This is a genomic window from Streptomyces sp. NPDC002669, from assembly GCF_042889165.1.
GTDB lineage: Bacteria > Actinomycetota > Actinomycetes > Streptomycetales > Streptomycetaceae > Streptomyces.
In genome coordinates, this window is record NZ_JBIAQQ010000058.1 from 1 (window position 1) to 13,469 (window position 13,469).

Genomic DNA, 13,469 nt, shown 5'->3' on the forward strand with positions numbered 1-13,469 from the left:
CGCCAAGGGCGCCGGCACCGGCCTGTCCAAGATCGGCGACATCACCAAGGGCCTCAAGGGCATCGAGAACATCGAAATCCCCAAACTCCCCGACGGTTCGGTGCAGTTGCCCGACGGCCGTCTCCTGGACCCCAACGGGAACCTCATCGCCCCCAACGGCGTGGTCGACACGACTCCGATCCCGCACGACACCGTCCCCGGCACCTCGGGCCTGCCGACGTCCTGGCAGATCCAGCAGCCGGTACCGACGGGCGTGCACGCGGGGCACGGCGTCCCCGACATGCCGTCGTACCCGCCCGGCGGCGGTTTCGACAACGTGCCGTACGGCCCGGGGAACCACGTCCCGGGCGGCAACCACGTCCCCGGTGTCAGCGGTCACGTTCCCACCGACCACTTCCCCACCACTCCTGGGCACAACCTGCCGCCCAACGGCTTCCACGGCCCCGGCCACGACCTGCCCGGCAGCACCCCGCACACACCGGACGCCCCGCACACCCCGCACAACGACGGCCCCAACGGCCCGCACAACGGTGGGCACGACAACCCGTACGCCGGGCACACGGACGACGCGGCCGGCCACACCGACGACGCGGCCCACACGGGTGACCACGGCAACCCCGGCAACCACTTCGACCCGCACGGCACCGCCGACGACATCGCGCACGGCGCCGACGACGGCACCCCGCCCGGCGGCCACCACGACCCGGACGGGACCGGCAGCGGCGGTTCGGGGAGCGACTTCACGTACAAGCCGCACATGTCGGCCGACGACTTCGACGACCTCACGACGGCCGAGAAGCACCGCGTCGCCGCAGCCGAACTCGCCGACGGAACGGTCCCGTTCGCGGACGACGTCGCGGCGATGCGGTACGGCCAGGACTACTGGAACGACTACGTGGACAATCTGGACCCGTCCGCGAAGCAGGCGCTCTGGGACTACACCGGTGAGACGTTCCCGTCGTACCACGACATGAACGGCTACCTGCGCGGCACTTCGGGGTACGGTCCGCGGCCGGAGGTGCTGCACGACATCGCCGAGATGGACCGGGTCATGTCGACGCGTCCGGTGCCCGACGACATCATGGTCGTCCGGGGCACCGGGCTGGGCCACCTCGACCTGGATTCCCCGTACGACATGCTGGGCGAGACGTATCCGGACAAGGGCTACACCTCCACGTCCCTCGGCAACCACCCGGTGGACAGCTTCGCCGGCAAGGAGGCGATCCTGCACCTCCGTGTGCCGAAGGGGACGCCCGCCCTGTGGCTGGAGAAGGTCTCCAAGTTCGACGCGACGGAGCGGGAACTGCTCCTGGCCCGCGGTTCCGAGTTCAAGGTGACCCGCGTCTTTATGGAGAATGGCCAGGTCCAGGTCTACGGCGAGGTCCTGCCGAACAAGGGAGTGGCGCACTGATGAGCGGCGAGCAGCAGCCGAATCCGCGGCTGAACGAGGATCTGTTGTTCAACCGGGCCCCCGGGGGCCCGCCGCGCTACGCCTCCCGGTCCGACAAGCCCGTCCAGTACCTGACGGTGGCGGACCGGTCCGGCGGGGTCATCGGCTACGTATGGGCGAACGACGCGGACGACGCGGCCGGCTGGCTGGTCCGCAAGGCGGGCGGTGACGAGGCGTTCAACAAGGGTGGCCGGTGGGCTCGGAAGCTCCACGACGCGAAGGCCCGGGGGCTGGCCCCGACCGCCGCCCTGGCGGAGATGATCGCGCAGTCGGACCCGGCGAACAGCAGCCACGTCGTGCCCGGCTCCCTGACCGAGGCGCCGAACGCCGATGCGGTCAGGAGCCTCGCCGACACGAGGTGACCATGACGCGTGGATCCGGCGCACCGCGTTATCGCGGTACGACCGACGAACCGGTCCGGTATCTCACCGTTGCCGATGCCCGGGGCGTGGCCATGGGGTATTTGTGGGCCAACGACGAGGACGACGCGGCCGGTTGGTGTCTGCGGCCGGCCGGGGACTCGGCCGGGGTCGGTGACGGAGTCGTGTGGTCCGGGAGGCTCGGGGAGGCCAAGGCGCGGGGGCTCGCTCCCACGGCCGCCCTCGCCGAGCTGGCGGGTGGTGCGGAGCCAAAGGCCGTCGGCCGGGTCGTGCCGGGTCCCCTGGCCACGGCTTCCTCCCTGGACGCCCTGAAGGAGCTGGCCCGGGTCGTGACCGGGGCCGACGACCGGCGTCTGCTGGAGCGGCTCGACCGCGGGAACGCCGGCGCGTGGCGCGAGCTGCGGGAGGCGCATGCCGCGCTCACGGACGAGGACCGCGACGTGCGGTGGTCCGAGGGCGGGAAGCAGCCCGACGGCACCTGGCGGATGAGGTATCCGCTGTACGGCGAGCGGCTCCGGCGGCTGGTGGGGGCGCTGTCCGCCGTCGGCGCGGTGACGCCCGCCCACCTGTGGCGGGACAACCCGCCGCCGGTCGCACCCGCCGACGGCCGGCTGGGTCCGGCCGACGCGGTGCGCGCGGCCACGGCCGTGGTGCGCGGGGAGCGGTTCTGCGACGGGACGATCGCACGGGCCGCGGGCGACGGCCTGCTCGACGCCGTGGCCGGGTCGTTGTGCGCCTGGTACGAGGCGGCGTGCGACGGTTCCTTCGGCGTTCCGTAACGAACGCGTCATGCCCGTTCGCCAAGCCCGCTCGCGCTTCGACCCGGGCTGTACTGCCCGATCGCACATGCTCTATGTTTCAGGAGTTAATCAGGGGGATTCCCGTATGGTGCGCCGTCGGCCGAGCGACCGGGACCGACGCGGCGTATGACCGACGCAACGTACGACTGAGGCAACGGACGACGAGACGAATGGCACGGGATTACGACAGCCAGCTCCTGGAGTCGGTGGCGGTCCGCCGACGCAGGATGCGGGACGCGCTGCTGTTCGGCGCGCAGCGGGCACGACGCACGGCCGACGAGCGGCTCGGGAAGGTGTTCGCGGGGATCGCCATCACCGCCGTGCTGTGCGCGGGGTGCGTGGGATGGTCCTTCATCCAGAACATGATGGAGAAACAGAAGGCCGAGCAGCAGAAGCAGCAGCGCCAGGAACAGCAGTACCAGCAGCCGGCGAAAACGGCGCAACCGGATAAAACCGGGGAATCGACGAAGAATCCCCAGTGAATCTCTAAATTCCGGAAAATAGAGAAAGAGTTCCCCGCAAAGGGGACGGAGAAGGCGCTAGTAGCATGGGCACGCCAAGCTGCCCGACTCCTCAAACGTCGCGATGATAGGTTCCCGTCAAGTGGTGAGCACAGCAACGACTTCCCGAGCGCAGCTCAGCCGGGTGACCCTGGTCGGTGAGCGACGCCGGGCCGATATCGTCCTGCCGTCCGATACCCCGATCGGGCAGCTGCTGCCGGACATTCTGCAGTTGCTGGACGACCGGGCGGCGGCACGCCCGATGACACGGCAGTTGATCACTTCGGACGGTTCCGCGCTGCCGCACGACAGCACGCTGTCCTCGGTGGGGATCGCGGACGGTGCCGTGCTCCGGCTGGTCCGGGCCCACTCCGCACCCCCCGCCCCGGTCGTGCACGACGTCACCGACCTGGTGGCCGACGACCTCGATCTGCAGACCTGGCGCTGGCGCCCCTCCGCGCGCCGGACCAGTGCGGGCGTGGCCTCCGTGGCCTTCGCGGTGGTCGCCGCGCTGCTCGCCCGTCGTGAGTTCGCCCTGGACGCCCTGAGCAGCGTCCTCGCGGTCGCCACGTTCGTCCTGCTGGCGGCCGGTGCGCTCATCGCGAAGATCGGCCGGGGGAACCGGGGGCTGGCCACCGCGCTCCTGCTCGCCTCCGGCAGCCTCGGCATCCTCACCGCCTGGACCGCCGCGGACGCCTACGACTGGGCGGGCACCGCCCGACTGGCCGCGGTGGCCGGGGCGCTGGCCCTGACGCTGGTGCTCCTGGGCTACTTCTCGCCGCTCGGCCGGGGCGGGCTCATCGGGGCCGCCGCCACCGCCGTGATCACCGTGGTGTGGGAGGTCGTGGCCGCGGTCCAGGGCGATCCGGCCCGGCTCGGCGCGGTGATGGCCGTCTTCTCCGTCGTCCTGCTCGGTCTGCTCCCCCGGCTCGCCCTGGCGGCGTCCGGGCTCACCGCGCTCGACGACCGCCGCTCCGGCGGCACCTCCGTCAGCCGGCACCAGGTGGGCAACGCGCTGGCGGCCACCCACCGCGGCCTCGCCCTCGCGACCGTGGTCACCGCGGTCTCCGCCGTGGCCGGCGGCTGGCTGCTGACCCTGGCCGACAAGCCGTCCGTGTGGACCGTGGCGCTCCCCTCGCTGGTGGCCCTCGTACTGCTCTCGCGGGCCCGGGCCTTCCCGCTGGTCGCCGAGGTCGTGGCGCTCTTCGCCGCCGCGGCGGTCCTGGTCGTGCGTCTGGTCATGCTGTGGATGCAGCACGCCGGGGGCGCCGGGCCGCTCGCCCTGCTGTGCGTGGCCGCGGTGCTGCCGCTGCTCGTCCTGGCGGTGCAGCCGCCCGAGCACGTGCAGGTCCGGCTGCGGCGCATGGCCGATCTGGTCGAATCCATCGGTGTGGTGGGGCTGTTCCCGCTCGCCGTCGGTGTGTTCGGCGTGTACGGACAGCTGCTCAACAAGTTCTGAGTCGACTCGCAGGTGCTCCCGGCGGGGCAGCAGGGCGAAAAAGAAGGGCAGACATGCCGAACGAAGACAACTGGCAGGGCGATGTGCTGCGCGCCATGAGGAGCGGCTCCGCCCCGGAGGGCGCGCAGGGCTCCGACGGCCAGGGGTACGGCACCCCCGCGCAGGCGTACGGCGCTCCCGCGCAGGACCAGGGGCAGGCCCGGGCCCAGGGGCAGCAGGCGTACGGTACCCCCGCACAGGGTCAGGTCCAGGGACAGTCCGCCGCGTACGGCGCTGCCGCGCAGAACCAGGCGTACGGCGTTCCCGCCCAGGACCAGGCGTACGGTCAGCAGGACCAGGCATACGGTCAGGCGTACGGCACGCACCAGCAGGCCCAGCAGTACGCCGGGTACCAGGAACAGCAAGCGCCCCAGGGCCAAGCCCAGCCCCACCAGGCCCAGCAGTACGCCGGATATCAGGAGCAGCAGCACCCCGGCTACCAGGGGCAGCAGCAGGCCGCGTACGCCGGGTACCAGGAACAGCCGCAGGCCGTCCCGTACGCGGGCCACCAGGAACAGCAGGCCCCCCAGGCACAGCCCCAGCACTCCCAGCAGCACCCCGGCCACCAGGAACAGCAGCAGCAACAGCAGCAGCAGGCGGTGGCCGCGCACGCCGTCCAGCAGCAGGAGCAGGCCCGGGCCGCCGCGTACACGCCGGGCACCCGCTCGCACCACACGCCCGACTCCCGGCCCGTCGTGGACCGGAGTCTGGCCGCCGTCGGGCGCAAGGCCCGGCGCGGGGAGCCGTTCGCCGCGCGGGCCGCGCGCGCCCTGCGGGTGAGCGTGTCCTCGTCGGCCGCGCGCGAGGTGGCCAGGACCACCGCCACCGCCGAGACGCTCCAGCAGTCCGTGACCACCGGCCGGCAGATCGCCGTCACCTCCATCCGGGGCGGCGCGGGCAAGTCCACCGTCGCCGCGCTGCTCGGCACCACCTACGCGCACTACCGCCAGGACCCGGTCCTCCTCGTCGAGGCCGACCCGGCGCTCGGTTCGCTGCCGTTGCGGCTCGGCGCCGAGACGCTGCGCTGGACCACCGGGGACCTCGCGGGCATCATCGAGCCGCAGATGTCGCTGCTCGACATCACCGGCTACCTCGTCCAGCTCCCCAACAACGCCTGGCTGCTGCCCGGCAGCCAGGGCCAGATCGGCGCGATGCTGGACAGCCGGGCGTACGAGCGGGTCATGGTGTCGCTGCGCCGCTACTTCGGCGTCACCGTCGTCGACTGCGAGACGCTGCCCGCCGAGGTCGCCCGTGTCGCGCTGTCCGCCGCCCAGGCCCGGGTGCTGGCCGCCCCCGCCACGCTGGAGGGCGTCACCAGCACGTACGCGGTGCTCCAGTGGATGCAGTCGCTGCCCCGGCACGTGATCGCCGGCACGGTCGTCGTGCTCAGCGAACTGGTGCCGCACCCCGGGCTCGACCTCGACGAGGCGGCGAAGAAGCTGGAGGCCACCGGGGCGAGCGTCCGGGTCCTGCCGTACGACCGGCACCTGGCGGCCGGCGGCGAGATCCGCACCGATCTCCTGGCGCACGCGACCAGGGAGGCCGCCACCCGGCTCGCCGCGGACGTGTTCCGGCTCTCCCAGCAGCAGCACTGATCACCGATCGGCACCACCACCGCTCCCCGATGCCGAGCCCGACCCCGAGTGACGGACGACGATGAGTACCCGACTGATCCACCGCCCGGCCAGGACCACCCGGCCGCCGGCCGCCTCCGAGGCGCGCACCATCGAGGCGCCGCCGAACCTTCCCGAGGGCAAGTCGGGCAACATCGCGATGTCGTTGTTGCCCGTGGCCGGGGTGATGTCCTCCGTCGTGATGATGACGGTCGTGCGCAACAGCCAGTTCGCCGGGCTCGGGGCGATCATCCTGCTCGTCACCGTCATCGGCTCCCTGGTGCTGGTCTTCTCGCAGCGCGGCAAGGCCCAGCGCACCCGCCGCACCCAGCGCGAGGCGTACCTGGCCTATCTGGAGGACCTGCGCGAGGAACTGTCGGTCGAGGAGCGCGAGCGGGCGGAGCGGGCCGACGTGCTCAACCCGCCGCCGCACGCCCTGTACGACATAGTCCGCGACCCGGCCCGGCTCTGGGAGCGCCGCCGGCTCGACGGCGACTTCCTGCGGGTGCGCGTCGGCACGGGCGAGATGCCGGTGCGTGACCTGAAGGTCGCCCAGCAGGGCTCCTCGGTGCTCTCGCCGCCCGACACCTTCATGCTCAACGAGGCGTCGGCGCTGATGGACCGCTTCCGCACCGGCACCGAACTCCCGCTGACCGTCCCGCTCGACCGGGTCGGCAACATCAGCGTCATCGGTCCGCGCGAGGACTGCCTGCGCGTCGCGCGCGCCCTGCTCGTCCAGACCGCCGCCACCCACGCCCCCGACGACGTCGCGATGGCACTCGCCGTGCCCGGTGACCGGCTGGCGGACTGGGAGTGGGCCAAGTGGATGCCGCACCTGCTCGACCCCGAGCAGTTCGACGGCCCGGTCGCCGCCCGCCGGATCGCCCCGTCCCCGCCCCAGCTCGCCCGCCAGATCGGTCCGGAGCTGCGCCGCCGCGCCTCGTACGCGGCCGAGGTGCGGCGCGGTCTGTCCGGCAAGGACGCGCTGTCCATGACGTCCCGGCTGCTGGTCGTGACCGACGGGCACGGCGAGGACGCGGTCGAGCTGCCGCGGCCGGACGACGCGGTCGGGCTGCGCGAGATGGGCGTCAGCGTGCTGCACCTGCTCGAACAGCGCATCCAGGAGCCGGGCCACGTCAGCGTCCGGATCACCGTCGACGGCGACGGGGTGGTCATCGAGGACCTGCGCGAGCGGGAGCCGATCAGCGCCCACGGCATCGTGGACGAGGTCGGCATCCCGTTCGCGGAGGGGCTGGCCCGGATGCTGGCGCCGATGCGGCTGTCGGCCGAATCGCTGGTGGACGCCCCGCTGTCCGGCCCCGTCGACTTCGCCGACCTGCTCGGCATCGACGACGTGGCGCGGCTCGACCTGGCGCGCCTGTGGGCGCCGCGCGGCGAACGCGCCTTCCTGCGCGTGCCGATCGGCATCAGCGACTCCCACCAGCCGGTGCTCCTGGATCTGAAGGAGTCCTCCGAGCTGGGCATGGGCCCGCACGGGCTGTGCGTCGGCGCCACCGGTTCCGGCAAGTCGGAGCTGCTGCGCACGCTGGTCCTGGCCCTGGTGGCCACGCACCCGCCGGAGGACCTCGCCCTGGTCCTCGTCGACTACAAGGGCGGTGCGACCTTCGCCCCGTTCGCGGAGCTGCCGCACGTGGCCGGTGTCATCACCAACCTGGAGAACCAGGCGGGCCTCGTCGAGCGGGTGCACGCCTCGCTCGCCGGTGAGGTCAAGCGCCGCCAGCAGGTGCTCAAGGACGCGGGCAACGTCGCCGACATCGGTGACTACGCGGCGCTGCGCGCGGACCGGCGGCCCGACCTGGACCCGCTGCCGCACCTGTTCGTGGTGATCGACGAGTTCGGTGAACTGCTCACCGCGAAGCCGGACTTCATCGACCTGTTCCTCTCCATCGGCCGCATCGGCCGCTCCATCGGTGTGCACCTGCTGCTGTCCAGCCAGCGCATCGAGGGCGGCAAGCTGAAGGGCCTGGACACCTACCTCTCGTACCGGCTCGGGCTGCGCACCTTCTCCGCCGACGAGTCCCGCACCGTCCTGGACACCACGGACGCCTTCCACCTGCCGCCGCTGCCCGGCTTCGGTTACCTCAAGGTGGACACCAGCCACTACGAGCGCTTCAAGGCGAGCTACGTCTCGGGCGCCTACCGGGGCCCCGTGCAGCGGGACGAGGAGCAGGACTCCGGTCCGCTGGCCCTGGAGTACGAGGCGTTCAACACGCTGGCCGAGCCGGAGACCGCGGCCGAGGAGCCGAAGGTGCGGCGCCGGGAGACCGGGCCGACCGAGATGGGCGTCGTCGTCGACCAGTTGCGGGAGGCGGCCGGTCCGGTGCGCCGCATCTGGCTGCCGCCGCTGCCCGCCGCCATCGCCCTGGACAAGGTCGCGGGGCCGCTGGACGTGGGTCCGCGCGGCATGCAACTGGCCCGGCGCAAGGGCCCGTTGCAGGTGCCGCTGGGTCTGCTCGACGACCCGACGAAGCAGTGGCAGGGCCAGTGGTACCTGGACCTGACGGTGGCGGGCGGTCACGTCGCGATCATCGGCGGTCCGCAGTCCGGCAAGACCACGCTGCTGCGTACCCTCGCCCTCTCGCTCTCGCTCACCCACACCCCGCAGGAGGTCGGCGTCTACGGCCTCGACCTGGTCGGCGGCGGGCTCCAGGCGATCTCCGGGCTGCCGCACGTCGGCGGGGTCGCCGGGCGTGCGGACCGGGAGCGCGCGGGCCGCACCGTCGAGGAGGTGCGGGGCATGCTCGCGGTCCGCGAGGAGCTCTTCCGCGAGCACAACATCGACTCCGTGGAGCAGTTGCGTTCCCTGCACACGGCGGGCCGGCTGCCGCAGCTGGCCTCGGCCGAGATCGTGCTGATCATCGACGGCTTCGGTGCGCTGCGCGACGACTTCGACGAGCTGGACGACGCCGTCGTCGACATCCTCAAGCGCGGTGGCGGCTACGGCATCCACGTGGTCGCGGGCATGCTCCGCTGGAACGACGTGCGCATCGCCACCCAGTCGAACTTCGGCACCCGGGTCGAGCTGCGGCTGAACGACCCCAGCGAGTCGAGCGTCGACCGCAAGCTCGCCCAGACCCTGTCCCCCGACGAGCCGGGCCGCATCCTCACCGACGGCAAGCTCTTCGCGCAGGTGGCGCTGCCCCGTACGGACGGTCTGGCGGACGCCTCGGACCTGGGTTCCGTACTGGAGCACACCGCCCGCACGATCCGGGCCACCTGGAGCGGCGAGGTCGCCCAGCCGGTGCGGATCCTGCCGCACGTCCTGGAGCCGCACCTGCTGCCGGGGCCGGTCGCCGAGCCCAAGCGGGTGCCGATCGGCCTGGACCAGACGGCGCTCGCGCCCGCCCTGCTCGACCTGTTCCACCACGACCAGCACCTGCTGATCCTGGGCGACAGCGAGTGCGGCAAGACGAACCTGCTGAAGACCGTCTCCCGCGGCCTCATCGAGCGCTACGGCGAGGAGGAGCTGGTCTTCGCCGTCATGGACCCGCGGCGCGGGCTGCGCGGCGCGATCCCCGAGGAGTTCCGCGGCGGCTACGCGTACAACCCCAAGATGTGCGCGGGGCTGGCCGCCGGGATCGCCACCGAGCTGGAGAAGCGGCTGCCGGACGACCGGGCGGACACCGAGGACCTGGAGCCCGGCAGCTGGGGCAGCGGTCCGCGGATCGTGATCCTCGTCGACGACTACGACGTGCTGACCACCGCGGGCCAGGCGCCGCTCGACCCGTTCCTGCCGTACATCCCGTCCGCGGTGGACATCGGGCTGCACTTCGTCCTGACCCGCCGGGTCGCGGGTGCCTCGCGCGGCATGTACGACCCGCTGATGCTGGGGCTGCGCGAGTCGGGGGCCTCGGCGCTCCTGATGGCGGGCGACCGCAGCGAGGGGCAGCTGTTCCCCGGCGTGTACGCGTCCCAGCAGCCGCCGGGACGCGGCGTGTTCATCCGCAGGGGCCAGCCCAACCGCCTCATCCAGACCGTGTACACCGCGGAGTGACGCACCGGGCGGCGGCCCCGTACCGACGGGCCGCCGCCCCCATCGCGTCTTCGCACCCCGGAAGAAGAAGGAACGGCCGACCACATGACCAAGGACGTCATCGCCCTCACGCCGCGCATGCCCGACCCGTTGACCGTGCTCGCCGGGCTGCTCTCGGGCGGCCCCGACAAGCTGGTGGGGACGACGGGCGAGGACGCCGTCGTGCAGCTCTGCGACGAGCAGGGCCGGCCGCTCGTCTCCGTCGAGGCGCCGATGCTGGTGCAGGTCGCGGGCGAGGCCGAGCGGCTGCTCGGGACGACCGCGCCCCCGGTCCCGTACTGGTGGACGGAGGCCCGTGCCACCACCGGGGTCCAGGAGGCCGAGCTGCTCGCGGGGACCTTCGCGGCCCGGGTCGCCGCCATGGCCGGGGGCGACGCCTGGCCGCCGGAGGCCACGCGTTCCCTGGCGGTGGTGAAGAGCGAGGGCGTGCACGCGGTGCCCACGCCCGCCGCCGCGCAGCCCGCCGTCGACGCCCTCACCGACAAGGTGGCCGTCATCATCCAGGACCGTCCGGTGATCGCCATGACGGCCTGGCTGGCGGACGCGTTCCGGGCGGCGGCCAACGCCGAGCTGGGCATCCAGATCGTCACGTCGCCGGGCGCCATGCTCTCCCCCGCCGTGCGCAACAGCCTGAGCGGCTGGCCGTCGCGGTGGGTGGTGCAGGACGAGGAGGAGGGTTACTACGACGGCCTGTCCGGTGCCGTACTGCGCTGGCAGCACGGCATGTTCGCGCCGGTCGAGTCGCCCGACGCCGGACCCGACGACCTGCGCACGCCGGTGGCCGCCTCCTACGGGGAGGTCACGGACACCGGTGAGCGCCAGCTGGCCCTCACGTTCCGCACGGTCCACCCGGCGGACGACCGGCTGGTGCTGGGCGGGGCCCTGGAGGCGGTGTGGCAGGAGCTGACCGGCGCGGCCCCGGCCGGCTGGGGCACCGCGGAGCCCGCCTCGCTGCCCTGGTCGCTGCGCCGGCTGACCGATGTCGCCTTCGAACGGTCGCCCGAGCCGACCTGGTTCGTGGTGGTCGGCGGTCCGGACCGGCCGGGCCTGGCCACGATCCGCGTCAGCCGCACGAAGGGCGGGGTGGAGGAGGAGGTCACGCTGGCGTTCGGCTACGGGCCCGGCGAGGAGCCGCCGCTGGAGGCCCTGCCCCGGGCGGCCGAGGTGCTGGCGACCCGCCACCACCTGCAGTCGATGCTGGTCCAGATCCGCAGGGCCCGCCGCGACCTGGCCGTTCCGCCGCGGTTCGAGGGGCCGGGCGTCCCGGTGGCGTTCGTACTCGGCGCGGAGGAGGTCCGCGAGATGCCCGGTGACCGCGCCCGGCGCACCCCGCTGTCCGAACCCCCGGTCCAGCTCGGCCCGAAGTCCCGCCCCGCGCTGTACTATCCGCTGCCCGGCGACCCGTCGGACCTGTCGGGCTGGCAGGACTTCGAGCGCCTGATGCGGCATCTGAAGGGCGCCTGAGGAATCCGGGCACACCGGCCGGGCGGACCGCTGGGCCCGGTGCCCCGCCGAGCCCGGTGATCCGCCGAGCCGGGCGGTCCGCCGAGCCGGGCGGTCCGCCGAACCTCGCACGAAGGGCCTTCGGTACGGGTTTGTCCCGTTCTGGGGGCCCTTCGACATACCTATTTGAGCCAAATATGAAGGCTCCGGCCCGACCGGTGGATGCCTGCCCCGGGAAGACAGGAAGCGCTCAAAGCCGTTCACCGGATTCCGGCGATCAAACAATTTCGGTCACAAACGACTTCCCTCCACCGTCCACACCGGGTTGACTGGGAGTCACGCATGGTGATGCCGCCGTCCTGCGCCGAGGGCGATTGCCACCACGGGCCCCGCGGGTCCGGCCCCGATGCCCCGGAATCCGGCGAAGGAGAGTGAGCAGGGATGACTGCCGCGTCTCGCACGGTACGTCTTCGGCCGCGGTCGCCGGGGGCGGGCGGCCCGGCCCCGCATCACTTATCCGGCACAGGCTCCGAATTCGGCCGGATATCAGCCCGCACCCTTCATCCGTACCGTTTTCACGAGGGGCACCAATGAGCCAGATCGCGCTGCCGACGTTTCATATGCCGTTCCGGAGCACCGGATGCAACCCGGGTATCGAGGAGACCAGGGAGGCCGTGTGGGAATGGGCCGAATCGAACGGTCTCGTGCTCTCCCCCACGGCCCGGAAGAAGATGATCCGGACCAGGCCCGAGCTCTGGATCTCCCTCATCTTCCCCAAGGTCTCGCAGCAGCACCTCGACCTCTTCTGCCAGTGGCTCTTCTGGGCCTTCCTCGTCGACGACGAGTTCGACGACGGGCCCGCCGGACGTGATCCGCGCATGTGCGAGGCGGCGATCGACCGGCTGGTCTCCGTGCTGGACGGCGGACCGCCGCGCGGGGCCATGGAACGCTCCCTCGTCGGGCTCAGGACCAGGACGTACCGGGACCGTTCGGCGCGCTGGATCCGCCAGTTCCGGCGGGACACGGTCGCCTGGCTGTGGACCTACTACGCCGAGGCCGTGCAGCGGGCCGCCGGACAGGTGCCGAGCCGGGACGAGTTCGTGAAGCACCGCCGGGACTCGGTGGCCATGCAGCCCTTCCTCGACCTGCACGAGATCGCCGCCGGGATCGACCTCCCGGAATCGGCCCGGAGCCTTCCGGCGTACATCGCCCTGCGCAACGCCGTGACCGACCATTCGGGACTGTGCAACGACATCTGCTCCTTCGAGAAGGAGGCGGTGCTCGGCTACGAACACAACGCGGTGGCCCTCATCCGGCGCGAGCGGGGACTGACCCTCCAGGAGGCCGTCGACGAGGCGGGGACGCAGCTCGCGGCCATAGCGGAACGGGTACGGCGCGCCGAGCGGGAGCTGACCGAGCAGATCGCGGCGGCCGGCATCGAGGGCCCCACCCGGATCGCGCTGGAGCGGTGCGTGCGGGACTACCGGGGCCTGGTCCGGGGCGACTTCGACTACCACGCCCGTGCGGAGCGCTACACCCGTCCCGATCTGACGGAGGTCGACGACCGGGACTCCCTGTCGGGCTTCTTCGCCGCCTGACGACCGCCCGACGACCGCCCGACCAACTGCCCGGGGCCTGCCCGGCCCGGGGGGGGGGGGGGGGGGGGGGGGGGGGGCGCGCGCGGGCCGCCCGCCCCCCCCCCCCCCCCCGCGCGGGGGCCGGCCCGCGCGC

At 72.5% G+C, this 13,469-nt stretch carries 9 protein-coding genes; all 9 read left to right on the forward strand.

Features of this window, described 5'->3' with window-relative positions; all coding sequences use genetic code 11:
• Positions 1-1,411 (forward strand): ADP-ribosyltransferase (locus ACFYW1_RS38585; protein ID WP_389004438.1); only part of this gene is annotated, 1,411 nt, incomplete at its 5' end.
• On the forward strand, positions 1,411-1,812 hold the full coding sequence (locus ACFYW1_RS38590; RefSeq protein WP_389004440.1) for a hypothetical protein: 402 nt from the start codon (positions 1,411-1,413) through the stop codon (positions 1,810-1,812). The genes ACFYW1_RS38585 and ACFYW1_RS38590, both read left to right, overlap by 1 nt.
• Positions 1,813-1,814: 2 nt before the next feature.
• Complete coding sequence (locus tag ACFYW1_RS38595; protein WP_389004442.1) at positions 1,815-2,609, forward strand: DUF6508 domain-containing protein; 795 nt, start codon at positions 1,815-1,817, stop codon at positions 2,607-2,609.
• A 191-nt stretch (positions 2,610-2,800) separates the two neighbouring features.
• On the forward strand, positions 2,801-3,112 hold the full coding sequence (locus ACFYW1_RS38600; RefSeq protein ID WP_389004444.1) for a hypothetical protein: 312 nt from the start codon (positions 2,801-2,803) through the stop codon (positions 3,110-3,112).
• Positions 3,113-3,215: 103 nt separating this feature from the next.
• Entirely contained in the window at positions 3,216-4,589 is a 1,374-nt protein-coding gene (eccD, locus tag ACFYW1_RS38605) for a type VII secretion integral membrane protein EccD (protein WP_389004446.1), read from the forward strand.
• Positions 4,590-4,642: 53 nt separating this feature from the next.
• Entirely contained in the window at positions 4,643-6,223 is a 1,581-nt protein-coding gene (locus ACFYW1_RS38610; RefSeq protein WP_389004448.1) for a MinD/ParA family protein, read from the forward strand.
• 61 nt (positions 6,224-6,284) lie between these two features.
• A complete protein-coding gene (gene eccCa, locus ACFYW1_RS38615; RefSeq protein ID WP_389004450.1) occupies positions 6,285-10,256 on the forward strand; it encodes a type VII secretion protein EccCa in 3,972 nt (1,323 codons plus the stop codon).
• Between the two features lie 84 nt (positions 10,257-10,340).
• On the forward strand, positions 10,341-11,759 hold the full coding sequence (locus tag ACFYW1_RS38620) for a DUF6177 family protein (protein ID WP_389004452.1): 1,419 nt from the start codon (positions 10,341-10,343) through the stop codon (positions 11,757-11,759).
• Positions 11,760-12,358: 599 nt separating this feature from the next.
• A complete protein-coding gene (locus tag ACFYW1_RS38625) occupies positions 12,359-13,336 on the forward strand; it encodes a terpene synthase family protein (protein ID WP_389004454.1) in 978 nt (325 codons plus the stop codon).
• The last annotated feature ends 133 nt before the right edge of the window (positions 13,337-13,469 follow it).